20 protein-coding genes are annotated in these 26,935 nt (G+C 46.3%); 8 read left to right on the top strand and 12 right to left on the bottom strand.

Annotated features, from left to right (window positions below; all coding sequences use genetic code 11):
* Positions 1–64: 64 nt before the first annotated feature.
* From arnD to arnB, 4 genes are read right to left on the bottom strand one after another with little or no spacing between them, the layout of a single operon-like run.
* Entirely contained in the window at positions 65–979 is a 915-nt protein-coding gene (gene arnD / locus AAA946_RS05750) for a 4-deoxy-4-formamido-L-arabinose-phosphoundecaprenol deformylase (protein WP_338164001.1), read from the bottom strand.
* Positions 979–2,961 carry a bifunctional UDP-4-amino-4-deoxy-L-arabinose formyltransferase/UDP-glucuronic acid oxidase ArnA gene (gene arnA / locus AAA946_RS05745; protein WP_338164000.1) on the bottom strand — a complete coding sequence of 661 codons (1,983 nt, stop codon included), beginning with the start codon at positions 2,959–2,961 and terminating at the stop codon, positions 979–981. The genes arnD and arnA overlap by 1 nt, the downstream gene beginning before the upstream one ends.
* Positions 2,962–2,985: 24 nt before the next feature.
* Complete coding sequence (gene arnC, locus AAA946_RS05740; RefSeq protein ID WP_338163999.1) at positions 2,986–3,984, bottom strand: undecaprenyl-phosphate 4-deoxy-4-formamido-L-arabinose transferase; 999 nt, start codon at positions 3,982–3,984, stop codon at positions 2,986–2,988.
* Positions 3,985–3,987: 3 nt separating this feature from the next.
* Entirely contained in the window at positions 3,988–5,148 is a 1,161-nt protein-coding gene (gene arnB, locus AAA946_RS05735; protein ID WP_338163998.1) for a UDP-4-amino-4-deoxy-L-arabinose aminotransferase, read from the bottom strand.
* Positions 5,149–5,593: 445 nt separating this feature from the next.
* On the opposite strand from arnB, the gene AAA946_RS05730 reads away from it, so the two are divergent.
* A complete protein-coding gene (locus AAA946_RS05730; protein ID WP_338163997.1) occupies positions 5,594–6,517 on the top strand; it encodes a 1-aminocyclopropane-1-carboxylate deaminase/D-cysteine desulfhydrase in 924 nt (307 codons plus the stop codon).
* Positions 6,518–6,601: 84 nt separating this feature from the next.
* On the opposite strand, the gene AAA946_RS05725 is transcribed toward AAA946_RS05730, so the two are convergent.
* Entirely contained in the window at positions 6,602–7,381 is a 780-nt protein-coding gene (locus AAA946_RS05725) for a tetratricopeptide repeat protein (protein WP_338163996.1), read from the bottom strand.
* Positions 7,382–7,681: 300 nt separating this feature from the next.
* Here AAA946_RS05725 and AAA946_RS05720 point away from each other — a divergent pair, with 300 nt between their 5' ends.
* From AAA946_RS05720 to AAA946_RS05710, 3 genes are all read left to right on the top strand, one after another.
* Entirely contained in the window at positions 7,682–8,119 is a 438-nt protein-coding gene (locus AAA946_RS05720) for a dCMP deaminase family protein (RefSeq protein WP_338163995.1), read from the top strand.
* Positions 8,120–8,238: 119 nt separating this feature from the next.
* Positions 8,239–9,591 carry a DUF4397 domain-containing protein gene (locus tag AAA946_RS05715; RefSeq protein ID WP_338163994.1) on the top strand — a complete coding sequence of 451 codons (1,353 nt, stop codon included), beginning with the start codon at positions 8,239–8,241 and terminating at the stop codon, positions 9,589–9,591.
* 145 nt (positions 9,592–9,736) lie between these two features.
* Positions 9,737–10,597, top strand: coding sequence for a TonB-dependent receptor (locus AAA946_RS05710; RefSeq protein WP_338163993.1), 861 nt, complete (start codon positions 9,737–9,739; stop codon positions 10,595–10,597).
* A 23-nt stretch (positions 10,598–10,620) separates the two neighbouring features.
* On the opposite strand, the gene AAA946_RS05705 is transcribed toward AAA946_RS05710, so the two are convergent.
* The 3 genes from AAA946_RS05705 to AAA946_RS05695 form a co-directional block, all read right to left on the bottom strand.
* Positions 10,621–13,032, bottom strand: coding sequence for an MMPL family transporter (locus AAA946_RS05705; protein ID WP_338163992.1), 2,412 nt, complete (start codon positions 13,030–13,032; stop codon positions 10,621–10,623).
* Between the two features lie 136 nt (positions 13,033–13,168).
* Complete coding sequence (locus AAA946_RS05700; protein ID WP_338163991.1) at positions 13,169–13,858, bottom strand: YccT family protein; 690 nt, start codon at positions 13,856–13,858, stop codon at positions 13,169–13,171.
* A gap of 172 nt (positions 13,859–14,030) precedes the next feature.
* On the bottom strand, positions 14,031–15,059 hold the full coding sequence (locus AAA946_RS05695; RefSeq protein WP_338163990.1) for a porin: 1,029 nt from the start codon (positions 15,057–15,059) through the stop codon (positions 14,031–14,033).
* Between the two features lie 534 nt (positions 15,060–15,593).
* On the opposite strand from AAA946_RS05695, the gene dinG reads away from it, so the two are divergent.
* From dinG to rsmS, 4 genes are read left to right on the top strand one after another with little or no spacing between them, the layout of a single operon-like run.
* Positions 15,594–17,669: an ATP-dependent DNA helicase DinG gene (dinG, locus tag AAA946_RS05690; protein ID WP_338163989.1), complete on the top strand. Its 2,076-nt coding sequence runs from the start codon at positions 15,594–15,596 to the stop codon at positions 17,667–17,669.
* 15 nt (positions 17,670–17,684) lie between these two features.
* Positions 17,685–18,455, top strand: a complete 771-nt coding sequence (locus tag AAA946_RS05685) for a sulfite exporter TauE/SafE family protein (RefSeq protein WP_338163988.1) — start codon at positions 17,685–17,687, stop codon at positions 18,453–18,455.
* Positions 18,456–18,480: 25 nt separating this feature from the next.
* Positions 18,481–18,984 (top strand): primosomal replication protein PriC, encoded by a 504-nt coding sequence (priC, locus tag AAA946_RS05680; RefSeq protein ID WP_338163987.1) that lies wholly within the window; start codon positions 18,481–18,483, stop codon positions 18,982–18,984.
* Positions 18,984–19,139: a pleiotropic regulatory protein RsmS gene (gene rsmS / locus AAA946_RS05675; RefSeq protein WP_042474394.1), complete on the top strand. Its 156-nt coding sequence runs from the start codon at positions 18,984–18,986 to the stop codon at positions 19,137–19,139. The genes priC and rsmS overlap by 1 nt, the downstream gene beginning before the upstream one ends.
* 262 nt (positions 19,140–19,401) lie before the next feature.
* Here the strand turns inward: rsmS and pdxY are convergent, their stop codons facing one another.
* The 4 genes from pdxY to mukF all read right to left on the bottom strand — a co-directional run bounded on the left by pdxY (position 19,402) and on the right by mukF (position 26,930).
* On the bottom strand, positions 19,402–20,256 hold the full coding sequence (gene pdxY, locus AAA946_RS05670) for a pyridoxal kinase PdxY (RefSeq protein ID WP_338163986.1): 855 nt from the start codon (positions 20,254–20,256) through the stop codon (positions 19,402–19,404).
* Positions 20,257–20,423: 167 nt separating this feature from the next.
* Positions 20,424–24,872, bottom strand: a complete 4,449-nt coding sequence (gene mukB / locus AAA946_RS05665) for a chromosome partition protein MukB (protein ID WP_338163985.1) — start codon at positions 24,870–24,872, stop codon at positions 20,424–20,426.
* Positions 24,869–25,612 carry a chromosome partition protein MukE gene (gene mukE / locus AAA946_RS05660; protein WP_338163984.1) on the bottom strand — a complete coding sequence of 248 codons (744 nt, stop codon included), beginning with the start codon at positions 25,610–25,612 and terminating at the stop codon, positions 24,869–24,871. The genes mukB and mukE overlap by 4 nt, the downstream gene beginning before the upstream one ends.
* Positions 25,593–26,930 carry a chromosome partition protein MukF gene (gene mukF / locus AAA946_RS05655; RefSeq protein ID WP_338163983.1) on the bottom strand — a complete coding sequence of 446 codons (1,338 nt, stop codon included), beginning with the start codon at positions 26,928–26,930 and terminating at the stop codon, positions 25,593–25,595. The genes mukE and mukF overlap by 20 nt, the downstream gene beginning before the upstream one ends.
* Positions 26,931–26,935: the final 5 nt, after the last annotated feature.

Genomic DNA, 26,935 nt, shown 5'->3' with positions numbered 1-26,935 from the left:
CATCCAATTGAATAAAAGCCCATGAAATCATGGGCTAATGTGTGACGAGCCATTTAGAGTGTAGTTATAGCCCCATGCGTTCTACAAAAGACGCTTGGTGCGTTAGCCACCCTTCTCGCCCTTCCATCTCGATGTTTTTTATCGAATCTTTAGGAAGTGGCGTCTCTGCTTCATGAAGCAGATCTATCATAGGCACGAATTCTATATTCTGTTGCTTAGCTCTGACAATCAATTCTTCGAACATGTCAGCACAAACAATCCCTTCTACTTCTGCATGAATAGTATAGACATTAAGAGCATCACGCTTGATAAGCCTAAGGATAGCGTCGTTGTAGTTGCTATTGTCGACACCATCTTGGCCGACTAACTCATCATAAGTAGGAAGTGTAACAGGAATTTGCGGTGCCATTCCCTCACCAGGAGAGAAGATAGAATCACCACGACAGTCGCTGTTATATTGGAAAGGAAACGCGTCTTTTTCGACCAAGGTTTGGTCTGTACAGCGCCAACCAGCTACCGCACTGCAAGGCAAATCACGACCGGTAATCGCCTTCAGCATTTCATAGCCTTTCCTGATCTCACCACGCAACTGCTCTGCTGACATAGTCTCAGTTTTCATCTGCCATTTGTGGTGATCCCAAGCATGAAGACCAATCTCGTGACCCGCAGTATCGGTCGCTTCAATGATGTGACGAAGCTTTTTGCCAATCACTGGCCCTGGCCAAATAGTGCCACGGATCAGGATATCGTAACCGTATAAGCTCGCCGCTTTTGAGCGAAGCATCTTCTTCAAAAATGCAGGACGCAAAAGGCGCCATATATGGCGCCCCATGTTATCAGGTCCAACAGTAAAGAAGAATGAAGCCTTCACTCCGTGCTTCTCGAAGATCTCGAGTAGCTTAGGTACACCTAATTTTGTACCTCGAAACGTGTCTACATCGATACGAAGACCGACTTTAGTGACTTCATTCTGTTCCATTACTTATCTTCTGCTACTGCACCTTTAAGGAAGAAATCTAGTGTCTCTTCGATTGTGTCGTTCATGTGAACTGTTGGTTCCCAATCAAGCAGTTTCTTCGCATTTGCGATGCTTGGTTTACGGTGTTGAACGTCTTGGTAGCCGTCACCGTAGAACGCTTTGCTTTCTACTAGGTTGTAGCCAGCAAATGGAGGGAACTGATCACGCAATGGGTGGTTCTCAAACTTCTCAACTAGTGTCTCAGCAAGCTCTTTGATGCTCGCTTCGTTTTCCGGTGCACCGATGTTGATGATTTGACCGTCACACAGACCTTCTTTGTTCTCGATGATGCGGAATAGCGCTTCAATCGCTTCAGAGATGTCAGTGAAACAACGCTTCTGCTCACCACCGTCGATAAGCTTGATTGGCGTACCTTCAACTAGGTTTAGGATAAGCTGAGTGATCGCGCGGCTAGAGCCGATACGTGCAGAGTTCAAGCTATCTAGACGTGGGCCCATCCAGTTGAACGGACGGAATAGTGTGAACTTAAGGCCATCTTTCTTACCGTAAGCCCAGATTACACGGTCAAGTAGCTGCTTAGATACAGAGTAGATCCAACGCTGACGGTTGATAGGACCAACGATCAGTGGTGATGTATCTTCGTTGAACTCAGGATCCGTCGACATACCGTACACTTCAGACGTCGATGGGAAGATGATGCGCTTGTTGTATTTCACACACGCACGAACGATCTTCAGGTTCTCTTCAAAGTCGAGTTCGAATACGCGAAGTGGGTTACGCGTGTATTCGATTGGTGTTGCGATAGCCACTAGTGGAAGAATGATGTCACACTTCTTAACGTGGTATTCGATCCACTCGTTATGGATGGTGATATCACCTTCAACGAAGTGGAAATCTGGGTGGCTTAGGTGCTCTTCGATTTGGTTCGAGTTCATGTCCATTGCATAAACTTCGTAACCGCCATCGTCTAGAAGACGCTTAGTTAGGTGAGTACCGATAAAGCCGTTAGCACCAAGGATAAGGACTTTTTGACGCTTCTTCGCGTTAATAAGTGCACTCGCTTGAGGACCGAAACGCATACCTTCAACAAGGTGAAGCTCAGCCGCTAGCTGCTCACCACCTAGGTAAAGACCGTTTTCCGCTTCACCAGACTTAACAATCAATGAGCCTTGAGCACAAGCGATTGTTAGTGGCGATGTTGCAACGATTGTACCTGGGGTTACATCGTAAGTTTTGTCGCTTGCTTCTGCGCTCCAGATGATAAGCTTGCGCTCACCTAGGAAAGTGAATGCACCAGGGAACGGTTCAGTCACAGCACGTACTAGGTTGAATACGGTGCGAGAATCGTTTGACCATTTGATTTCACCGTCAGCAGGCGTACGGCGACCAAAGTAAGTTGCTTTGCTCTCGTCTTGCGCTGTCGCTTTGAAAGAACCGTCAACGATAGTCGGTAGTACTTTGCTTAGCAGGTCGCTTGATGCTTGGTTCATACGCTTGTGTAGCGTTTCTGCTGTGTCTGCGTCAGTGATAGCGATCTTTTCTTGACCTACGATGTCACCAGCATCCGCTTTTTGAACCATTTTGTGTAGCGTCACACCTGTTTCTGTCTCACCGTTTACTAGTGCCCAGTTGATTGGCGCACGACCGCGGTATGTTGGAAGCAGAGAACCGTGTAGGTTAAAGCCGCCTTTTGGCGCAATATCCAGCACTTCTTGGCTGATCATGTTGCGGTAGTAGAATGAGAACAGTGCGTCTGGTTTCATTGCACGGATCTTTTCAACCCATAGTGGGTGGTTCACGTCTTCTGGTGCGTAAACTGGAATACCGTTTTTCGCTGCAAGTTTTGCTACAGACTCAAAAAACACATTCTCGTTGCTGTCATCAACATGGGTGAATACCGCTTCGATTTCCACACCTGCTTCTAGCAAGCTACGAACGCCAGTACAACCAATATTGTGGTAGGCAAACACGACTACTTTCATGGAATATTCCTCTGGATATAAATCTTATTCTTTATTCTTTAATTCATCAGTTTCACGTGCTTGCTTGGTGGCATCACCCACCAACACATCTTGCACGTAGAAACGCGGGCGCGCTCTAACATCCGAGTAGATGCGGCCAATGTACTCACCGAGTAAACCTAGACCGACAAACTGCGCACCCACAAATACAAATAGGATAGCAAATAGTGTAAACAAACCATCGCCTGCCCACTCAGAACCAAACATAATGCGCATCAGCATCAAAATGATACCAAACGCGATACCTGCCGCAGCGATACCGCCACCAACAATGCTCAGCAAACGCAATGGAGCGGTTGTCATACTGGTGATCAAGTCAAACATTAGGCTAATAAGCTTCATAAAGCTATATTTCGACTCGCCATCTGCACGCTCATCATGGTGAACGTCGATTTCTGTCGTGTGACGAGAAAAACCGTTCGCCAGAACAGGAATAAAGGTACTGCGCTCGTGACACTCAAGCATCGCATCAACAACATGACGGCGGTAAGCGCGTAGCATACAGCCATAGTCGTTCATCTCAACGCCTGTTGAACGTTTAACCATCTTGTTGATGAGTTTAGAAGGGTAACGACGAAGTGCACTGTCTTGACGGTTCATACGCACCGTGCCTACAGAGTCAAATCCTTCTTCTGCTTTGGCAACAAGGTTAGGAATTTCTTCTGGTGGGTTTTGCAGATCGGCATCAAGAGTAATAATCAAATCACCACGAACTTGCTCGAAACCTGCCATGATCGCATTGTGCTGACCATAGTTGCGGTTAAGAATAACGCCAACCACGTGGCTACCCTCTTTCGCTGACGCTTGCTCAATGATCTCTGCACTGCGATCACGGCTACCGTCATCAACCAGAATAAGCTCATAGTCTTTACCCAGACTATCACTGGCTTTAGTTGTACGATCGATCAGTTCTTGCAGACAGTTTTCTTCGTTGTATACCGGTATAACGATAGACACGAAGTTAATGGCTTCATTGTGTTTCATGGTTTATCCAATTATCTCTGACACGGCACTCACTACACGCTCAACATCATCCTGAGTCATATCAGGGAAGAGCGGCAACGAGCAGATTTGATTACTGTTTCGTTCGGTATTTTGTAGATTTGGGTTGATGTCCCCAAACAGCTTAGCGTAATTCTCGCGGTAGTATTTTTGAGTATGACAAGCTTTGAAGTGAATTCCAGCACCAATGCCTTTCTCTTTTAATGCTGCAATAAGATCATCACGCGTCAAACCCGCAACCGCAGGATCGACTCTAATAATCATAAGGTGCCAGCAGTGTTTGTGATCGTGAGAAGCTAAACCAAGAGGAGTGATGCCTTTGATCGACACTAGTTTTTCGCGGTACGAAAGCGCAAGTGCGGTGCGCTTAGCGGTGATCTCATCAATGCGATCCATTTGTCCCAGAGCAAGTACTGCACAAATGTCTGGCATGTTGTACTTAAAGCCAGGCTCCACCACCTCAGCTTGAGGAGCACGACCTTGTGTTTCGCGATCAAACGCATCCACACCTAGACCGTGGAATTTAAGACGACGTACTTTATCAGCCAACTCAGCATCGTGAGTGGTAAAGATCCCACCTTCTGCGGTCGTCACATTCTTAATTGCGTGTGTTGAAAACAAGCACGAGCCGCGGTGACCAATTGGCTGACCTTTGTATTCGGTACCAAGTGCGTGCGCCGCATCTTCAATTACCGGGATATTGTACTTATCACCTAAAGCATAAATAGGGTCTAGATCAAGCGCAGCACCCGCATAGTGTACAGGGATGATAAGCTTAGTCTTATCAGTAATAAGCGGCTCGATCTTCTCGGCGTCGGTCATTAACGTATCAGCATCAACGTCAACGAAAACTGGCGTCGCGCCAACCAAGGTGATCATGTTAACGGTAGATACCCATGTTAATGACGGTGTGATCACTTCATCGCCAGGTCCAATACCCATAGCAAGAAGAACCAAATGCATACCGGCAGTGGCACTGCTTAGCGCTACACTGTGTGGTGCGCCTGTGTGCTGAGATATCTTGGTTTCTAGTTCTGCGTTTTTAGGACCGGTGGTAATCCAACCTGAACGAAGGACATCGACAACAGACTGGATGTCTTGCTCGTCGACGGCAGGTCGACACAATGGAAGAAAGGACTGGCTCATTTTTTAAACTCACAGTTAGTTCGTGACGCTGTGCACGAAAATTTGACACTAAAGTTTACTAGGGCGTTCAAAGAATTAAAAGGCTTCATATCGACTTACGACACAAAACATTGACATTCTGTACATATATTCACCTACCATTAGCAGAATGAATTATTGTTCACCTATTTTCATTAGCAAATTAGCGCTAATAAAGCGTTTCGTCCAAGAAACCCCCACAACTGACCGTTTGCTCCGCAGTTTTTCAGTAAAAAACCGACTAATTCACGCAACGTCAAGTTTGTGTCAATTTAGCGAAAGTACAAGCTATCCGTATATCGGCTATTCTGGCACAGCAACCTGTTCGACTATGTAACGGTTTGTCATCTCTTCGTTTGTAACTATCGACATCAAAGAGTACACTTTCGCCCCTTTCTTCCACCAGTGTCCTTTGAAGGTAACGCTCATGAAACTTAATGACAGCCCTGTCACCGAACATCACTTTCTGGGCCATCACTTCTTTTTAAAACGCGATGACCTGCTGCATGGACACTTTAATGGCAATAAAGCACGTAAGTTTATGGCGACACTCGAGCAGCCGCTTACAGGGAAAACTCGGCTTATTGGCTGGGGGTCAGCGCAAGCCAACTCACTGACTTCACTTGCCGCCCTCGCGAAAATAAAAGGGCTTAAGCTTACCTACTATGTGGCACACAAACCTGCGTGGTTAGACCAAAAGCCGATGGGAAATTATCGTACTGCATTGGAACTTGGCGCCGACGTGATTTCACTTAAAGAGTTATTTGGAGAGTCAGCCCCACATCCTTCCGAGTTTATCGCGGAGCAACACGACAACGATCCTCAATGCTTGATCATTCCTGAAGGCGGACACTTTCAACAAGCCAAACAAGGCATCAACAAGCTAGCCAATGAAATACTCTCTTGGTCAAGGTTCGAAAAAGGCCGTGACATCAAAGTAGCATTACCATCCGGTACGGGAACAACGGCACTGTATTTAAGTCAACAACTCAAACCACAAGGCATAGAAGTTCTCACTTGCCCCTGCGTATCCGGTAAAGAATATCTGTTGTCACAGTTTAAAGATCTCGATGAAACTGAGCACTACCCAACCATACTTGAACTGCCGACCAAGCATCATTTTGGGAAACTGTACAAAGAAGATTATGATCTATGGCAAGCGCTACAAGAAGAGACGCACATCGAGTTCGACCTGCTTTATGACCCTATGATGTGGCGCTGTTTGCTGCCCTGGCTAAGTAATAACCCCGATACAACCATTATCTATGTGCACCAAGGTGGGCTACTCGGAAACGAAACGATGTTGGCGCGTTACCGACGTAAATACGGCGATCAACAAGCGGGTTGGTAGATACATTATTCGACAGTGCCCCTTTCCCCAAATAACAAAAAAGGAAGCAGTTAGCTTCCTTAGACGTCGTTTTAATCTTTTGATTTATTGATGCGAAGAGTACTCTGCCAAGTACTGAGCGGCTTTTTGCTGAGCAGTCGCAAGTTCCGCTTCAGAGAGCTTTGCAGCCAGATCATCGCGAAGCTTGTCAGCCGTAGTGTAGCCATTGGTTGATGCGACTGATGCCCATGCGTACGCTTCAACATTGTTCAGTTCCACGCCCTCACCGAGTGAGTATTTGTATGCTAAGTTGCGCTGACCGTATGCGTAGCCATTTTCAGCCGAGCGACGATACCACTTAACCGCCTCGTCATCATTTTTCTCAATACCCAGCCCTTTAGCGTACATAACGCCTAAACTGTTTTGAGCAACATCGAAGCCTTCTTCTGCCGCAAGACGATAGTAATCAACGGCTTTTTCGTTACTTTTCGGTACACCTCGACCCCACTTATACATACCAGCTAAGTAGTACTGTGCTTTTACGTTGCCTTTTTGTGACGCTTTTTCAAACCAAGCCGCCGCTTCTTTCGCATCGTAAGGTACACCATGACCGTTGTCGTACATCATGCCAAGTTTGTACATCGCAGTTTCGCTCTCTTGAGCCGCCGCTTTTCTGTACCATTCGACTGCGGTAGTGTCATCTTCTTTGAAGCCATTTCCGGTGGCATAACGATCACCTAACTCAATTTGAGCAAACAGATCGCCGCGTTTAGCTTCTAATGTCACTTCTTGGTTGCTTCGCTTTGACCAATCCTGAACAAACGCAAAGCTACTTGCACTAAAACACAGACCACATAGTGAAACCGCTAACAGTGTTTTTCGCATTATCTTTTCCCATCCTTAAAGAATTCATCAAATTTTGCCATATGATGGTTAATGTTCTCAGCAAATTATTGAGAATTGTCGATACTCTGACACAGAATTTCGACTAAGTCACAAAATCTCATCCTAAAGGTTACATTATAGTCAGCATGTTCCGCTTTTACTGCGCGATGCACGGAGCGTAGCAGCAGAATTGGCTGCAGCTGTAATCGTTTACAAATAGGACTCGTTTTCACTAGTGTTATTTTGTAGACTTACCCCTTCATTGGTCGTTACAGTAAACACAACAATATTGGAGAGATTATGGCGTCTAAATGGGCAAAACGATTTATTCAAATGGCTGAATTAGTCGGCTCATGGAGTAAGGATCCGTCTACGCAAGTTGGCGCAGTCATTACTAAACAAAATCGCATCGTCTCTGTTGGTTTTAATGGTTACCCACACGGTATTTCCGACAGTGCAGAGATCGACGAGAGAGAAACCAAATATCTTAAAACACTCCACGCAGAAGAGAACGCTATTCTTTTTGCTAAACGTGATCTCGATGGATGTGAAATATGGGTTACTCACTTTCCATGCCCAAACTGCGCTGCGAAAATAATACAGACGGGTATTTCTGTCGTGCACTGTCCTGCTCAAACAGATGATTTCCTATCACGCTGGGGTGAAAAGATTTCACTCAGCCAAGATATGTTCGACCAAGCAGGGGTAGCTGTAGACTGGTTACCGATAGAAAACTAACTCATTATTAATATGCAATATAATGCTTTACCAATAGTTTATTTTGCAATCAACTTTGAACTTATTTTATTTTGACGCCGTAAGCCTTTTTGCGAATAACATGAGCATAGAGGCTTACCATGAATATCATAAAAACATCAGTTATCGCAGCCGCAGCAATCACAATTGTCGGCTGTGGCAGCGACTCCGACCACCCTTCTGATCCATCTACTCAAGTACGTGTGACTCATGCCAGCTCTGATGCCCCACTGGTAAACATCAAAGCAAACGGCGCCATTTTGAGTGGTTTGACAGACGTAGACTACCAGCACGGCAGCGGTCTGATAACTGTCGACTCTGGAACGTATGACCTGTCAGTAGAGGCTATCGGTACGGACGGTAGCGCTAGCGAAGTACTTCCCGTACCCGGCGTAAACTTTGCCCCAGACATGCAATACGATGTTTTTGCACTCAACAAAACGTCTGCACTGCAGGGAATCATTTTGTCACGCTCTGGAATTAAACCTGATAGTAATTCAGTCCGCATTGATGTCTTACATGCGCACCCTGATGTTGGAGCGGTAGATATTCACCTGACCACCGATGCCAGTATCAGCGCTGCTACGGTAGGCGTTTCAGGTTTGGCATTTGCGATAGATTCGGCCGACCTACCGATTACAGTCCCAGCCAGCACCTATCGTATCCGCATAACCCCGACTGGCCAAAGTACTGATGCAGACGTCGTTTTCGACAGTGGTGATTTAGATTTACCTGGCGGCACAGATTTGATGGTCACTGCTGTTCCCAACGTAGTGAATAGCGCTATGGGTGACTCACCTGTGAATCTGTTAGTCGCGGACGGCAGTTCGATCACAGTACTCAGAGATACTGATGAAAAAGCCATTGTGCGTGCCGGCCATGCCATTCAAGATGCGCCAGCTGTAGATATCCTAGCCAATGACGCAGCCGTTGCAGGACTAACCAATCTGACGTATGAAAACGTGGCTGGAACAGCGATTGCACCGGGAACGGTGGACGTTGCCGTTGCACCTACTGGTACAACATCACCACAAGTTATCACCGTCCCGGGCGCCACCTTCTCCGCAGGTTCAGAAACCACCATTTTTGCTGTGGGACGTTTAGACGATAGCTCTCAGGAAGCATTAATTATTGAAGACGACCTTCGCGGCATTGCAACCTACGCGAAAGTTCGAGTAGTGCATGCCAACCCTACTGCAGCGGCAGCGCTCGTGGACATCCATGCTGTTGCCGACGGTGGTACGTTTTCAGCGGATACAGCAGTGCTCAAAGGCGTATCATTTAAAGATAGTGCTGTTCTCAAAATCGCGGCCGGTACTTACGACCTAGCAGTGGCAGAGGCTGGAACAACCAACATACTGCTTATTAACACAAATGTGCCAGCGCTAGCCAACGGCAATGTCGTTACGGCGTTCGCTACCGAAGATTCTATTGCGTTGAACATCGATAAATAATAGACGTCCTATGGTCTAAAGGTCGTGGTTTCAACCGCGACCTTTTCATAGTTAAAACTTCTTTCCATCAAGACTTTGCTCATCTACAATCCGCCAACCTATAATCTTGATGTATATCTTCAACTCTTTTAAGTAGACAACACCTATGACATTTAATGCCAAATTTTCCCTAAAAGCGCTCTCATTGGCAGCGCTGTTGCTACCTAGCCTAGCTTCAGCGATAGAGCTACCACTATTCAAAAAAGAAGCAGAAGAGCGAGGCTACACCCTGCCTGAAGCTTTTGGATTGAGTCTTGGCTATATGAATGTGTCTCAGGGTATCAATGTTGATTCTATCAAACTTTCTGGATTCGATTCATTTCTAGGGCCAATCATTAATAATCTAGACATAGCTACAAAAGGTGGATACCAAGAGAGCGAAGTTCTTACCCTTAAAGCGGACGTGTGGGTCTTACCATTTTTAAACTTTTACGCAATTGGCGGAAAGCTAAATGGATTTTCGGAAACAACTATAACCGACGTTAAGCTTGGTTCCACGACTCTACTCAGCGAATTAGCAGTGCCATTTCGCTTAGATCTGGATGGTTATACCTATGGTGCAGGTACAGTTATCGCAGGTGGCTATGAAAGTGTATTTGCATTAGTGGATGCTAGCTATACCAAAACCAGCTTAACCGTCATAAATGGGGAAATTGACTCTATCGTAGTATCGCCTCGTATCGGCTACGACTTTTCCCGCAATACTGATTGGCCGATAAGAGCATGGATTGGTGCACAGTATCAGAACATAGAACAGACTCTAACTGGAAACGTTAGAGATCTTCCGATAACTTTGCCTAGTTGGATAGGAGATAATGGCACTTTCACAGTGAACCAGTCTCTCGCCAACAACTGGAACAGCCTAGTCGGCGCGCAATATGAGTTCACCCCCAACTGGGTGCTAATAAGCGAGCTCGGCTTTGGTCAACGAAAGAGCTTCTTCGTCACCCTAGATGCTCGCTTCTAACCTTCTAAGAGTTATCAAGCCCATTATTCAATGGGCTTTTTCTTTGTCACTTCAAGCAATAGTGGCAATAGCGTGAGACTAAACACCAAAATACAGCTTAGTGCGATAGTGAGTACCAGACCAATGGAGTGCATCCCTTGGTGATCGGCAACAATCAAAGCTCCAAACGTTGCCAGCGTCGTTAAACAACTCACCAGCGACGCCTTCGGCGTTGACGTTTTAAAAAATGCCGTCAAACTTCTCACCGCACGAAAACGCTTCACAATGTGTATGCCATTATCTACGCCCAGACCAAAGATCAGAGGAATGACGATGATATTCGCCATGTTCATTGACAATCCTAGCCAATGCATAAGCCCCAGCGTCGTCAGTGATGCTAAAGAAAGTGGGATAAAGATAAGTAATACGTCACGCTTTTTTTCAACAGTCCATATCAGTATCAATGCAATGGCAAACACCGACATCATGATTGCTGCTTGAAAGGCACTGACGATAATGGCGCCCACTTCTTGCTCCGCAACCGCTCTGCCAGTTGCATTGGGTGCAATTTGTTTGCTTTCGCGGATAAATGTCTCCAATGCATCGACATTAGTCATGTCTTCTCTTGGAGAGATCACGACCAACCATTCACCTTTCTCGCTGATGTAACGTTCACTCAAAACCGTCGGTAATGCGTCAATGGTGACTAGCTGCGATTGAGTGAGATTACTTAAACTTCCTGACAAAGCTTCGAATAAGCGCGCTGCCACCGTCTGCGGTTCAATCACATCGGGTAAGCGCTCGCTACCTTGCCAATGACTTGCCTTAGCCTGAGCCACAAATTCAGAGTAACTCATCGGTCGCACATCCCCAGAACCAGTAAATAACGATTGGATCTTTTGCGTCCTTTCTTCAAGGTGTTTCGGCAAGAAATCGCTAACGACTCGCACCGAAGCCACTGAAGGTTGTTTGGTTAAACTTTGTTGCCACTGCTCTGCTTGCTGTTGGTTTTTCGCAACAGCGTATAATTGGTAACTGGAACCCAGCCCTTCTTGTTGCAACTGATTCAATGCCAATACAGATTCCGACTTAGGGTTCTTCAACACTAACGTTGAGAAGTCGAACTTGAACTGGGTCGCACCGTACCCCATCACTATCATCAACGCGATGGCTGCTGCGAACACCCCACTCTTATAACGTATTAACTGCATCCCGAACCAAGCGAAACGATGTGTATCTGCTTGATGGCGCACTCGCGGATAACCAAATAAGGTAAAGAAAAGAGGAATGACAATAAAGGTCGCAACAAGCCCAAGCACCATACCTAATGCAGAAACCACTCCTAGCTCACCAAGCCCTGTATAAGCCGTAGGATAAAAACTTAAAAAACCAAGCGCAGAAGAAAGAGCGCATAAAGAAAGAGGACGAACCGAATGAGCAATGGCATCACGCATCGCTACTATATTGCTCTCGCCTTTCAGTCTCAGCTCTTGAATATGAAGACATAGGTGAATCGAAAAGTCGACAGCCAAACCGATGAACATCACCATAAACACGATAGAGATGGTGTTGTAATGGCCGATGACAAGAAGACCTGCGGCAAACGTCCATGCCAAACCGACTAACACAGTCAAGTAGCACGCAACAATCACCCTCAACGAGCGAATACCAATCGCCAAAATTAGAATTAAACCAAGTAATGAAGCACTTCCTGCTATCGCAATACTGCTGTTGGCATCAACTATCTCATCAAAATCGAGGGCGGCTTGACCTGTCACTTTCACAACGACATCTGATGGTAAGTTGGCATTATTGATACTGGTATTAACCGCCTCAATAATCGCACGGTTAGGCTCTGTTGCCGATGCATCCGCTTCAGCGACTAAGGTGATAGCGTAGGCGGTCGGCGTTGTCAGATTATTCTGAACCAGTAGCTTCCAATCGACCACTTCATTGTCGGTCGCACTCAGAAGTGGTGCTAAATTAGGCTGCTTGCTAGTGGCGAGTTGCCCAAAATAAAGCTCAAGACTGTTCGCTTGTGCCGCTATTGCTGCTGGCTTAATGGTATCGCGCGTCACTGCCTCGACACGCTCAAACTCATCTTGGTTGATAAAACCGAGCGGGTATGTTTCAAACCAAGGCAGTAATTGCGGGACAAATATTTCTCGAATTATGGTCTGTTTCCGTAACTGTTCAACAATAGAAGCGACATGGCTTTTAAGCATAGAACCATCTACGCTCGTGACTAACAACGTTACGTTACCCGACTCGGGAAAGGTATCGCTTAAGTAATCAAGATCATCAACCCAAGCACCTTGTTGCTCAACTAATGAGGACAAGTCAGCATTCATTTTAAAATGCTGCTGCCCATACCAGCTAGCAACACCAGTAATGAAGACGACAAAGAGAAGAACAAGCTTTGGAAAGCGTTGAATCAGAGAAAATAGACGGTTCACAGATTAGACGTTAACAACAGGACAATAAGAGTAATGATAACCTAGTTCTGAGCAAACTAGGGTTAGTTTCCTGTTAGTTAGATACAAAAAAGGGGCATTTAGCCCCTTAATAAATAATTGAGATTCGACCGATCAATTAGTCTTGATCAATCATCCACTTACGAAATTCTTTACGTTCAGCTTTAGAGGCTTTTAGATACAGTGCTTGAAGCTGTTCCATATTCGTTGACTCAGCACTGGCCACTGCTGTTTTAGACTTAGAGACTTTCACAGCTTCAGCTTTAGGTGCTGACGAGGCAACTGCTGCGGTTGTAGCTGCTGCGGTGGTCGCGGCTACCCCTTCATTTGCTGGCTGGCCTGAGAATGTGATTCCACGTTGCTCATTGTAATCAGCAATTAGCTCACTGATCCCCGAATAAGGGAACGCTCCGTCACGACCTTTAAGCTTTTCGACGGTATAAGATAAGGTATTGCCATCTTGAGTAATGCGCCACTCTGGCTCAGGTAAACGAAATGCTGCGCTTGCTTCTTGCTTGCTGCGTGCCACAGGGTGGTTAATCTTAACTTCGTCACCACTGATATTAAAAGTGATGACATAAGGAGCGGACGTGTAAACCGATTGACTGCTTCCGCGTCCCACTTTTTTATCCATACGCACCACCACTTGAGTAGTGCCAGATTCAACGTCATTCGAACGTATTTTCGATTCAGCTTCCTGTCCATTGACATACAGCAACGACACACCATTCATTGGCGTTAAAGTGGCAGCGCTTACACCGAAAGCAGAACTTGCTGCCAATAAAACCGTGATAACAGACTTTTTCACGTGACTAACTCTCCTTAATTAGGCCTTTGCACCTACAAACACTCGGTACGCCTCCAATCATGCCACAGCATTTTTTTAACTAAAGCTTTTTTTAGCTTTATTGAGACATTTTATTCAGCGATCAAAAAAGCCACCCAATAGGGTGGCTTAGAGTATCTATATTAAAGCTGGATTAGAATTCAGCTTTAAGACCGATAGCGATACCAGTTTGGCTGTTGTCTGCATCGTTACCACCAACTTCCGCGTAAGCTTTAGTTGAAGGAGCTAGAGAGTAAGCTGCGTTTAGGTACCAGTTGTTTTGGTCTTCAGAGTTAGCAAGGTCCGTAGAAGAGCGGCTGTAACCAGCGCCTACAGTTACTGCATTGAATGTGTAGTCTGCAGATAGACCGAATGTATCAGTTTTAACGTCTACACCAGGAACTTTTGCGTCACCGTCTAGTGAGTAGTAACCTGCTGCTAGGTTTAGGTTCTCAACACCAGCGTAACGAGCTTCTAGAGCGTATAGAGTTTCGTCTGCGTCAAATGGAGTAGTTACAGTTTGGTTAATGATGTTACCTGTAGCATCACCGTTAGCGTCAAGCTCTACTTTTTGAGTCGTTTTAGAAGTAGTGCCTTTGAACTTAGCTTTACCTACGAAACCAGTAAAGTCAAAGTCAGCAACACGTGCACCTAGTTTAGCATCAAAGTAAGTGCCGTCTTCACCAAGACCGTTGTTTTGGTTCTTATCTTGTAGGAATGCAACTGTACCGTAGAAAGTGCCTTTGTCGATGTCGTAGCGAACTGCTTCGTCACCAGAGAATGGAGTACCATTGCTGAAGAAAGAGTTGATGCCGAACTGGTAGTCGCCGCCGATACCTGCATCATCAAGTGCAGTAGCAGTCTTACCAAACTTGATAGAACCTACAGACTGAGAGTAGAACGCCATGTAAACGTCACCAGTGTCCGCTTGGCCTTTGTCGCCAGAGAATTCCCAGTATGCGCCGATTTGTAGATCGTCGTTTACTGCGTAACGAGTGTCAAAACCGAAGTCTGCGTCTTGAATTTCTTGTTGGAATTCAGCGCCTTCAGTTTCAGCTTTCTTGTAAACAACCTCAACGTCACCTGTCATGTTAACAGTTACTTTGTCTTGGTTGTAAAGTTCGATACCTGCTTGCGCAGAACCAGCTGCTAGTACAGCTAAAGCTACTAGAGTTTTTTTCATGATAATCCACTGCCTTTTCTTAGATGGGAATTCCTTTTCGGTTCCCTTTTTTAATATATGTGACGTCTAAATCTTCCATAAGAACGACAACCTTTTGTCCTTTGGTTGACTTAGCGTCTTTAAATCTCGGAACCAAGAATGCAAAAGTTATAAGGACTTGTCAAACACTCTAAACAAAAAACTCAAAATTATATAAAACCTTAAATTTCATCAACTTAATAAAAACCCCGTGACTGAGCGCAAGTTTTTTGAACACCTTTCAATTACAAGCTCAGCAAGGATTTCAAAGCCCAAACCTATACAACACTCCAACAACACCTACTACAATAGCGTCAATTTAGAATAAATCACTAGCAAGATATATTTTTTGGAGTTTTATATTTTTTACAAAATGAAAAATATCCTCATCAATGAAAGTTCACTTAGATTTTGTGATTTCGATCTAAATATCCGCCGTAAATGTGCACTTACTTGCTGATATTTTTCGCACCTCGAAGTGTGGTACACTCGCCGCTCGTCTACATAGGGCTCATCATGCTGACCAGTAAAATCCAAACATCCATTCGCCAGAGTTATCAAAACTTACAAAACCAGTTAGATAACTTTGTTCCTAGGCGTGCCCAGAACTACCTTGTTTCAGAAATCGCTAAAACACTTTGTGGCCAATACCACAAATCGACACGCATGATCGTGGCCGAAGCCGGCACAGGAATTGGTAAAAGTCTCTCTTATTTAATGGCTGCGATTCCTGTTGCGGTTCAGAACAATCGTAAAGTGGTGATTTCTACCGCTACAGTGGCACTGCAAGAGCAATTACTGAACAAAGATTTGCCGCTATTCCGACGTATCACGGATCAAAACTTCTCTTTTATCATTGCTAAGGGTAGGCAACGGTATTGCTGTGCTGAGAAGCTGGCAGTCGCATGCGGTGCTGATGGTGGCCAAATGGCGATGTTTGAAGCTAAACCGAAAGCATCAGATATTGCTCAATTGCAGCTTATGTATGAGAAATTATCGCAAGGTAAATGGGACGGTGACCGAGACTCCTGGCCAAAACCGATTGATGATGCCATATGGCAAACCATCGTCAGTGAAAAGCATAGCTGCAATAACAGCTTGCCAGCACATCGTAGTTGTCCTTTTTCCAAAGCTCGCTCCGAGCTAGACAAAAACGATGTGATTATCGCTAACCACAGTTTGGTCATGGCCGATGCAGACCTAGGGGGTGGCGTTATTCTTCCCGAGCCAGAAAACACCATCTTCATCTTCGATGAAGCACATCACCTCCCTCACGTGGCAAGAGACCATGCCTCTGCATCTGCAACGTTAAAAAGTGCCGGCAGTTGGCTGGAAAGACTCAATCAGTCTGCTAGCAAGTTTTCAGGGTTAGCGGATGAAAAGCGCGTGAGTCGATTCAGAAACGAGCTACAAGATGCAATCCAGCAACTGATTCCACTACTTGGGGAGGTCAATACCTACTGCAGCGGCTTACCCTTCGAAGAAGGCAGCTGTCGATTTGAAAATGGCGAGCTGCCTTCATGGCTAGAAGAACAAGCGAAAGTACTTAAGCAATATTCGCAAAAAGGGGCTCAAGCCTCGGCCAAAATAGCCGACCTCATATCAGAGCGTCTAAAAGATGGTGAAGTCAGCGCTAAACTTGCAGAGCCAGCATTGGCCGAACTCGGCTTTTATATCCAAAGATTCGACAATCTCGCAGCTGTTTGGCGTTTAATGGCGGAGCCACAAAAAGAAAAAGGCGCCCCACTGGCGAGATGGATTGAGAAAAGCAAGGAGCGAGAAGGCGACCACCTCGTGAGTGTTGCGCCTCTCGAAGTGGGCTGGCAGTTAGACCAACAAATTTGGTCACGCTGCATTGGTGCTGTGCTGGTTTCAGCAACCATGCGTGCCCTTAACTCTTTCTCTTTTTTCTGTCACCAAGCGGGAATCAGCCAAAAAGACGACGATGGCGTGCAGTTCTTAGCCTTAGCGTCGCCGTTTAACTACGCAGAGCAAGCCGAGTTGATTGTGCCAAAAATGAACAATGAGCCACAAGCACCTCAGTTTACCGATGAACTGGTAGAAAAAATACCTACTATCATCGAAGAGGGTAAAAGCAATCTCGTACTGTTCTCTTCATATTGGCAAATGAACAAAGTCGCGGACGAACTCAAAACCAAATTCGCTCTCAAGGGTTGGCATTTGCAAACTCAAGGTGAAAAATCACGCTCAGAAATCCTAAATAAACATAAAACCCTGACTCAGTCAGGAAAAACCAGCGTACTTTTTGGAACAGGGAGCTTTTCAGAAGGACTGGATTTGCCTGGCGAACTACTAGAGAACTTAGTGATCACCAAAATACCGTTCGCTGTACCCACCTCTCCTATCGAGCAAGCTCATGCGGAATATATCGAAAGCAAAGGTGGTAATGCATTTCTCCAGATTACAGTTCCAGAAGCCAGTAAAAAGCTGATACAATCGGCGGGCCGTTTGCTGAGGAAAGAAAGGGACTGTGGCACCCTCTATATTCTGGATAGGCGAATCGTCACTAAAAGGTATGGCAAATCTTTGCTTGATTCCCTACCCCCATTTAAAAGAACAATAGAATACTAAGGGTCTTTCGTCTCGATGGAATTTATCGAACCAAGTATGTTGGTTATTTTGGCTATCGTCGCTTTTGCTGCGGGTTTTATTGATGCCGTCGCCGGTGGCGGTGGCATGCTCACTGTACCAGCATTGCTGTCTTTAGGCCTGCCTCCGCATATCGCCCTTGGCACCAACAAACTCGCGGCGACATTCGCTTCATCGACCGCGGCTTTTACTTATTACCGTAAAAGACTGTTTAGACCTGAGTGCTGGATGCGGGCTTTTGTGGCAACCTTAATTGGTGCCACGCTTGGAACTCTTGTCGTCGATATGATCAGCACCGAGTGGTTAGAAAAAGTTCTTCCGCTTGTGATTCTAGCTGCAGCGCTTTACACCGTTTTCCATCGCTCTCCTCAAGGGGAGCATAGCAAAGTGAACGTTGGATGCCCTAAATTCAATCGTAAGCAGTACCTTCAAGGGTTATCTCTTGGCTTCTATGACGGCGTAGCTGGCCCCGGTACAGGCGCGTTTTGGACGGTAAGCTCGATGGCACTTTATCGCCTAAACATCCTGTTTGCTTCTGGCCTATCCAAAGCGATGAACTTCACCAGTAATTTTACATCGCTTATCACCTTTGCGGTGCTTGGCCATATTAACTGGGTGCTTGGCCTAACCATGGGTGTCTGTTTAATGGTTGGTGCGTATATTGGCGCACATTCGGCCATTAAATTTGGTGCTAAATTTATAAGACCTATCTTTGTAACGGTAGTGAGTATCCTAGCAATCAAACTTGCCTATGACGCATGGCTATAGGCCACGGCATTAGAGTATACGGCGGATGAAACTCGAGCAACTCAAGTCACGATTACACATTCTCAAGCAAAAGGCCAAAGCATTTGATGAATCAAATAAGCAGGTAAAGGTACGACTGTTTGATGAACATCTATTTCAATCCAGTGGTTTTCGTATCTTACCTTGCGTCATTGAAACCGAGTCCTTACTGAATAAAATTGTTACGCTTAGCCAGATTTCAGCAAGCCATAGTACATCTGAAACACTCGTTGATAAGTTTTCATGCCAGTTAGAAGCGCTAGAAAGAGTACTCGCAACAACTCCTAATATTAAACAAGATTCGGCTCAGCAAAAATCATTGGCTGAACTTAAAGCGTCACTTGCTCAGCATAAGGTATGGGAGCAAAAACTTTGTCAGTTAGTTCGCGATAAAGAACAGAACCCACAAGATCAGCAATCACTGATCGAGACAGAGCAAAGACTGCAACGCTGCCGCAGTGCTATGAACCAGATTCAATATACGATCAATCAAAGGATGAAATTTATCTAATGTCGAATGAAACGGGCTTAGACAGTGCTCCAGAGGAAATCAAACTCGCTGTGGATCTGATCTTCTTACTGGAGAGCAATGAGATCGATCCGAAAGTGGCCTTAGAGGCACTTGAGATAGTGAAAGGTGATCTCTTAAAAAAAATTGAGAGCTAGTTTTCTACAAGTACCTTCCTCAACTGATCACTTTACATCGCGTCATCCTCACTGCCCATCGCATCATCCTCACGAAAGTGAGGATCTTCCACAGCGTGTGGAAAACTAAAAACATGTGACTAGTCGTTCAATTAAAGTACACAGTGCGCTGTGAAAGATCCCCTTTTTCAAGGGGATGACGATATTGTTGTCCTTCTGGTTGAAGAACAGATTGAAGTTCACTAAAAGCCCAGCTTTAAGCGATCAACAACGTATACCAGTTCTACACCTCTACAATGGGAAATCGCTCCGTTGGTGCCACTAACTCTCCCTGCGCCGCTATGGTCTGAAGTTCCCACTCTCCTCTTTGCTGTGTTTCCTTAAGCACTGCATAGCTCGCATTATTGGCATGCTCAAACGCTTGCTCGGCCGACCAGCCTTTTAAAAGTCCCGCAGTAAATAGCGCAGAAATAAGATCCCCTACCCCAACTGGCTGCTTTGCAAATTTGAGGTGTGGACGCTGCGCAATAAAACATCCCGATTCTGTCGCCAGCATCATGGTAAACTTGTCATCAGAAACACTATGTAGATGTTTGACCAACACCACTTTAGGACCCAGAGACAGGGCCTTTTGGCAAGCAACGACCGCACTCTCTAAGTCCGTAATTTCCATATTGGTAAACTGAGCCAGCTCAAATTGATTCGGCACAATGACATCGGCACTTGGCATCACATCGTTGACCAAGTATTCAGTCGTCCCTTGCGGAACAATGCAACCCTTCTCTGGATCGCCCATGACAGGGTCACAGACATAAATTGCGTCAGGATTTTGAGCTTTGACTTGGCGCACTGCATCAAGAACTGCGAGACATTGATCTGCACTCCCCTGATAACCAGACAATAGCGCTTGGCAGTTTTTGAGCTGCTCAATACTGGCAATGCCTGAAATTAACTCGGATATGTCATCTGCTGAAAATGCCTTACCCTTCCACCCTTGTTGATATTGGGTATGATTCGAGAACTGAACAGTATGAATTGGCCATACCTCAAACCCCATTCTTTGCATTGGGAAAACGGCCGAACTGTTGCCTGCATGCCCATACACGACATGAGACTGGATTGAGATAATACCTTTCATGAATGCTCCTCACTGCACAATAAATTATTTTGACTACCACTTTAATATGGGGAGAGTCCTACCTGCAGACAAGTTGTAAACTAAAAATAGAACCGTTAGTCCAGAACCAAAAAATCCGATATTGGAAACCAATATCGGATTTTACTTCATGGCTTAAACCTTGCTCACTAAACCGTTGCCTGTTCGACTAACTGCTCAGCTTGTTCCAATCGCTTGTTTTCACCAAAGCCTCGTAGACCGACAACGTGTACATGCTCATGGTCTTTGAACACCTTACGCACTAGCTTATACGTGGTCCCTTTCTCTGGACTGATGTTCTCAGGCGCTGCAATCAATAATTGCATACCCTGACGGTCACAAAGCTCAAACAAGGTCGCAATTGACTTCGCATCAAGACGTGCTGCCTCATCAAGGAACAACAGACGACATGGCAAAATGTCTTTGCTGCGCAAGCGTCGAGATTCTTCTTCCCAGCTCTGAACGACCATCAATAGAATTGACTGACCAGTACCGATCGCTTCACCTGTTGACAGCGCGCCTGATTCCGCTTGTAGCCAACCATCGGAACCACGGTTTACTTCGACGCTTAGCTCTAGGTAATTACGGTAATCCAACAGCTCTTCACCCAATACTTGTGGAGAGCGCTGACCCATATCGATATGTGGGTTTACACGTTGGAACAGTTTTGCCATTGCTTCAGAGAAGGTGTAGCGCGAAGTTTCAAACAGATCTTTGTGCTCATCAGTAAGTGCCACCAGCAACTGCTCATGACTTTCACGGATCTTCACATTCAGACGAACGCCCTTAACCTGACCGAAGTGAATGTTCGACAAACCTTGGTTAAGCATACGAATGCGGTTCTGCTCACGCTGAATCGTTTTCTTGATGATGCTCGACACCGACTCAGAGCTGATTGCTAGGCGGTTTTCGCGTTGAGTCAGCTCTTCCGTCAGACGAGCCAACTCCACTTCCATCTCTTCAATCGCTTCTACTGGATCGTCAGTACGGATGATATCTTGACGAATACGCTCACGAAGGTGCTGATAGACGGCAATGTAGAACAGAACCTTACGCTCAGGCTTCGAGGTATCTTCGGACTGACGCAGTGAATCGCGAAGATCTTCATTGTCCGCCACTGCAAGTCGCAATGCACCTAGAGATTTATCCGACATAGAGCGCAGTTCACCCGCACTCATGTACGCCAATTCACGCTTATGCAGACGGCGTTCAACATCGTTTGCTTTCGCCAAACGCAGTACGCTACACCAACCGGCTTTCGCGGCAACCACATAGGTGCGAAGCTCAATGTACTCTTTCTGTACCTTCTTAAGACGCTTCGCCAAACCTTTCATTTCAAGCTCAGTCGACGTCATGGTCTTCTCGTACTCAGACTTGCGAGTGCGAGAGGTTTGCAGTGCTAGGTGCAACTCGTCGCGACGCTTCTCAGCACGTTCTAACGCTGAGTCATCCGGGACAATGCCGTACTCTTGCAGTTCAGCTTTAAACTCTTGAACCGTTTCAAGCTTCGCTTGATGTGAACTCTTAAGTGACGCAAGCACTTGGTTATATTGGTTTGCTTGTTCTTGAACCTGCTTCAGACCTTCGCGAAGTCGTGCGCGAGTCGCTTCCGCTTGTACCAATTTGGCTTTTAGCTGCTCACTCAGTTCACTGCTTTGGTTAAGCATGTCCATGGAATCAGCATAGGCGAAGTAAGGACGACGCTCAGCCAGATCTGCAACGGCAAAGATCTGTGCTTTGAGTGCTTGCAGCGCTTGGTCTGCGTTTTGGTATTGATTGGTTAACGCATCAAACTGCTCTGGGTCACTGTCTAGAACATTGACGACAGTCGCAAGCTTATCCGCCGCTGCACCATACTGCTGAATGTAGCGCTTCGCACCGTTCAGATCGTCAATTTGTGCCTGAAGCTCTTGATGACGCTCAATGAGTGTCTCATCAAACAATACGTTCGCTGAAATCGATAGACGATCCAGAAGTGTCACACACTGTTTAGATTTCGAAAGCTGCGCACTGGCTTGCTGCTCGCGCTGTTTGTTGTCGTTAAGCTCACGCGCTACTTGACTACGAAGCTCACGTAAACGTGCCAATTCCACTTCAGGATCGGCCTCAAACGCTAATTGCATGTGTTCTGCGGCAAATGCATTGAACGCTTGATATAGACGCTGAAGTTTCTGCGCGTCAAACGCCGCTTTGGCATGCTTTTCAACGGTTTCTTCACGCTGCTCGCGAAGTAGCTCTAAACGCTGCTCGCGCGCTGCACGGCCAAACAATGGGATCGTAGGAAAACGCGAGTAACGTAGCTGGCGATCATTCAGTTGAACGCATACCGCCCCGTCCAGCTCATCGGCATCAAATGAACTGTCATCAAAGGCATCGATATCACCTTCAATGATATAAAGATCCTCTGGACAATCATCAAGCTCAACCAGCTTTTCTTTGATGCCGTCTAGGTTTGATACCACGATAGCATGACGCGCTGGGCCATACATAGCACTGAAGTAAGGGGCGTCATCGATGGTGATATCGTCATAAATTTCAGACAGAAGAACGCCGCCAAGCGTATCCGCAAGACCCTTTAAGCGCGGATCGTTGGAGCCACCCGGTGATGCTAGGCGCTCAATCTCAAGTTCTAGCTCTTCACGGCGTTTCGCCAGCGAGTCACGCTCGAAAGAGGTCTTACGCTCATTGTCATTCGTGGTTTGCATTGAACTAATGACATCTGCACGATCCACCAGCTCCATTCCGCTCTGCTCACGAAGATCTTCCAGAACATTGAAAGACTTGATCCATTTCGGCGCGTAACTCTCTAGCTTGCTGATCTCAGACACAAACTCTTGTTCGCGCTGTTTGATTTCGCCAGATGCTTCACGAAGAGCTTCCAACTGCTGCTCACACTCAAGGACGCGTTCGCGTTGGCTCTCCGCTTCCATTTCTAGATCAGCTTCGCTATCCACACGGATACCAGCCTCACCTAGATCATTTGCAAGCTTCTGCGCTTGCTGCTGGCGCTCAATGTTTTTCTCAAGTTCACGATATTGAGCGCGAAGCTGAGATTCATTTTTAAGTCGCTGACGATGCTCGTCCGCTTGCTTGATCGCTGCTTTCGCAACTTGGCTCGCTTCACTGCGCGCTACATCACCGGCAATCTGCTTCACCAACGATAACGCTTGTTCAAACTGCTGCGCCGCAGCCGATGACATGTCAAGGCGATGTTTCAGCTCAAGAAGCTCGGTTGTGCTTTGTGATTCTTGCGATTTTAGTTGGCTCAGCGTTTCAGTTGCGCCGTCTTGATTCAATGAATCGTTTTCAAGCAGGTTACGGGCTTTCTCAAGGGCTTGTACCGCTTGTTGATATTGAAGTGCACGAGTCTGCTGAACATCCAGCGCTTGCTGGTAATCGGCGAGCTGAGTCTTAAGGCTATCCACCTCTTCTTCAGCAAATGTTGCCTGCTCTTCAGCGGCAAGCTTACGCTCACTCGCTTCTTCCACAACCATCATCTGCTCTTCAAGACGCTCGTTTAGCTCTTCAAGATCTTCTTGGTAGCGCTCAATCTTCTCTTGCTGACGCAGCGCGTTTTGCACCAATAACAGGTGGTCTTGTGCTGCTTGATGGTCTTGCTCTAAACCTGATTCATTCTCAACCAACAGCGTCAGCTCTTGCTGAACCTTGTTAAGTAGTTCGTTTTGAGCGATAAGCGTTTGACGAGAACCAAACAGCTCGCCACGAAGCTTCATCGTTGTCTCAAGCTTATTGCGACGCTCGTTTGCATGGCGCATGTAATCAGCTGCCACGTAGTTAGTCGACTCGGTGATCAAATGCTTAAACAGATCACGGTCCGCTTGAGTGGTTTTGATCGCTTCTAGCGTTAAACGGTTTTCACGTAGTGCGGATTCCATATCTTGGAACGCTTTCTTCACGCCGCCGTTTTGTGGCAATAAGTAGTCACGAAGTGAACGGGTAATCGCACTTGAAATACCACCGTAAAGTGAGGCTTCAATTAGGCGATAGAACTTAGAGCGATCGCTGCTGTTACGCAGTTTCTTCGGTAGCACACCAAACTCAAACATCTGTGCGTGGTAATCCACAATTGAGTTGAAGGCTTTAAAATGTACGCCTTCCATTGCGCTTACTGCGTCTTTTACTTCATTGATTGGACGTACGCGAGCGTGGTTATCCGATACCGCTTCAATCAGAATGTCGGTTGGTTTTACGTTGCTTGGCAAGCCCTGAACAATGAATGGCTTGATATCCACTTTTTTATCACGACCCGCGACTTGTTGTAGCTTAACTACAAACAAAACGCGTTGGTTACGTGAGTTCACCACATCCAGGGCAGAGTAACAGGTACCCGGCTGCAGCTTACCGTACAAACCTTTGTCACGAGAGGCTTGAGAGCTCCCCGCTTCGGTCGTGTTTCTAAAGTGCAGCAGACTTTGGTCTGGAATTAGCGCGGTAATGAACGAAGCCATGGTGGTCGATTTACCCGCACCGTTACCACCAGAAAGCGTGGTGACTAGTGTGTCGATGTCAAAGGTACGTGCAAAGAAGCCGTTCCAGTTGACCATCGTCATCGATTGATACTTACCTCTTTCAATCATGCGTCAGCCTCCTGTTGATTGTTCTCTGTATCGTTGTCATTTGACTCAACTGAGTCGCTGCCTTCATCTGTTGGGATCAAGCTGCCTTGCGATGGGGCTTGTGTATGCACCACGGCTTCACCGTCACGGATGAGACGAAGCTGCGCTTCACGCATATCGTCACCAACACGAACGTCAGCACCAAAGCGGAACACAGCTTCACTGATGCGGAATTTGTCGGTATCGCCAATTGAGATCGTCATACCTAGGCGACGTAGACGGCGCAGTGAAGTACGCACTTTTTCAAACAGCTTTTCTTTGTCTAAATCAGAACCCGTTGCACGGTTAGTCACTAAGCGCATCAGCTTCTTTTCATCTGCTAGTGCTAGGATTTCTTCATAAAGCTCTTGGTTAGTAAAGATACCTTCATGGGCAAGACGCTCAGGGCTGAGGTATAGGAAACACAGAACCTTACCTACCAGCATATCAAGCTCTGATAACACACTTCGACCAATCAATGTCGTTGAGCGGGGGCGCAGATAGAAAAAGCCTTCCGGCGCTTTCACCAGCTCGGTGTTGTAGCGCTGATAGAAACTCGCCAGTTCAACCTCAAAATCACAAAGTAGTGCGTGATTATCTAGGTCTTCAGATGAAATATGCCTTCCCGCGCGCAGTGCACTATCCAGTGCTGGAAACAGCGGGTTGGTGATCGCTTTTGCCAGTTTCTCTGGCATGTATTCGTCAATATTTGTCGATGACATTTGCTTGTACCTTTGCGCCAAAATCGTTGATAGCTTGCCAGTCTGGCTGAATAGCCGAGTAATCGGACTGGGAGTAACCCAATCGAACGGCTTGGTCTACAACAATTCTTGCGAGATCAAAATGGTGAGTATGTGGGTGTGACGCGAGGTAATCGCGTAGCACCAAGCCAAGATCGATTGGAGTGCCTTGCTCTTTATGTACTTTCAGCATGTCTCCAATGCGCTCAGCGAGCTCATCATTTACTTGTTCAAATTCTTCGTATTCCACTTCAAGTGGTACGGCACCGGTCACTTCTGCATTTCGAAGCACAAGGGCTTCATCACGAAGGTCGGTGAGCTTCTCAGCATCGGCATAAGTGAGATACCAAGGAGCGTCAAAATAGTCTGTGACCGATTGGCGCAATCTTTGGCTAAAGGCGCGGTTTTGATCCATATCGATCGCAGTACGGATGAATTTGTGCACGTGACGGTCATAACCGATCCACAAATCAATCGCTTGCTGACCCCAGCTAATGATGCGATCGAGTTTCATCTGCAAGCCAAACAGCGCTTCACCAACGAACTCGAGTTCGTCATCGCCATAGACGATTTCTTGAATGTCTAAAATCTGGGTTTGCAGCTCATCGCCCGCCGCTTGCAACGTATCTTGCAGCTCTCGTAGCGTGGCTGAGGTTTCCGATAACAGCGTTTCACAATTATTGATGGCATCACGCCAATCTTTGTTAAGCAACTCAGCAATTTGAAGTTTCACCGATTGCTGCTGTTCATCCATTACACGCTGGTTAAGATCGATCTGGTCGAAAATCTCGCCCACGGAGTACTTCAACACGCCAAATACATTTTTGCGCCAATGGGCCACTGTCCCGCCTTCTTGCGCGGCTTCAATGGCTTTTGCCATCTCACCTGCCACCATTGAAAGCTGGATAGAGAGTCGTAACTTGGAAAATTCGCGATGTCTGACGTAATAATCGGTGATACCAATGGCAAGAGGGCTTAGCCTGTAAATGCTCGCCCCATCATTGATTTCACTGGTAAAGCGGCTCAATAGACGCTGCTTGACCAGTTCATTAATCGCATTGTTCGCACGAAACGCGGTGGCTTCGCCTGTTTGCTCAAACTGCCCGGTGACGATCTTAAATGCATCATGCAACTCGCCCTCGCCCAATTCTTCATCAAATCTTTCATTACTCAACACCGCGATGGAGATGAGAAACGCCAACCGTTCAGTGGAAAGATTCAACGCAAAGTCATGCTGTTTGACCCATCCGACTAGCTCGTCTATCGGTCGGTCGTCAGCATTGAGAGTGTTATCACTCATGGTCT

The organism is Vibrio sp. 10N (assembly GCF_036245475.1).
Lineage (GTDB): Bacteria > Pseudomonadota > Gammaproteobacteria > Enterobacterales > Vibrionaceae > Vibrio.
Note: the sequence above shows the minus strand (reverse complement) of the source record. Positions and strands in the feature narration are given on the sequence as shown.

Coding starts and splice junctions, on each gene's coding strand:
- arnD (WP_338164001.1), bottom strand. CDS start 979: ATGGAACAGAATGAAGTCACTAAAGTCGGTCTTCGTATCGATGTAGAC.
- arnA (WP_338164000.1), bottom strand. CDS start 2,961: ATGAAAGTAGTCGTGTTTGCCTACCACAATATTGGTTGTACTGGCGTT.
- arnC (WP_338163999.1), bottom strand. CDS start 3,984: ATGAAACACAATGAAGCCATTAACTTCGTGTCTATCGTTATACCGGTA.
- arnB (WP_338163998.1), bottom strand. CDS start 5,148: ATGAGCCAGTCCTTTCTTCCATTGTGTCGACCTGCCGTCGACGAGCAA.
- AAA946_RS05730 (WP_338163997.1), top strand. CDS start 5,594: ATGAAACTTAATGACAGCCCTGTCACCGAACATCACTTTCTGGGCCAT.
- AAA946_RS05725 (WP_338163996.1), bottom strand. CDS start 7,381: ATGCGAAAAACACTGTTAGCGGTTTCACTATGTGGTCTGTGTTTTAGT.
- AAA946_RS05720 (WP_338163995.1), top strand. CDS start 7,682: ATGGCGTCTAAATGGGCAAAACGATTTATTCAAATGGCTGAATTAGTC.
- AAA946_RS05715 (WP_338163994.1), top strand. CDS start 8,239: ATGAATATCATAAAAACATCAGTTATCGCAGCCGCAGCAATCACAATT.
- AAA946_RS05710 (WP_338163993.1), top strand. CDS start 9,737: ATGACATTTAATGCCAAATTTTCCCTAAAAGCGCTCTCATTGGCAGCG.
- AAA946_RS05695 (WP_338163990.1), bottom strand. CDS start 15,059: ATGAAAAAAACTCTAGTAGCTTTAGCTGTACTAGCAGCTGGTTCTGCG.
- dinG (WP_338163989.1), top strand. CDS start 15,594: ATGCTGACCAGTAAAATCCAAACATCCATTCGCCAGAGTTATCAAAAC.
- AAA946_RS05685 (WP_338163988.1), top strand. CDS start 17,685: ATGGAATTTATCGAACCAAGTATGTTGGTTATTTTGGCTATCGTCGCT.
- priC (WP_338163987.1), top strand. CDS start 18,481: ATGAAACTCGAGCAACTCAAGTCACGATTACACATTCTCAAGCAAAAG.
- rsmS (WP_042474394.1), top strand. CDS start 18,984: ATGTCGAATGAAACGGGCTTAGACAGTGCTCCAGAGGAAATCAAACTC.
- pdxY (WP_338163986.1), bottom strand. CDS start 20,256: ATGAAAGGTATTATCTCAATCCAGTCTCATGTCGTGTATGGGCATGCA.
- mukB (WP_338163985.1), bottom strand. CDS start 24,872: ATGATTGAAAGAGGTAAGTATCAATCGATGACGATGGTCAACTGGAAC.
- mukE (WP_338163984.1), bottom strand. CDS start 25,612: ATGTCATCGACAAATATTGACGAATACATGCCAGAGAAACTGGCAAAA.
- mukF (WP_338163983.1), bottom strand. CDS start 26,930: ATGAGTGATAACACTCTCAATGCTGACGACCGACCGATAGACGAGCTA.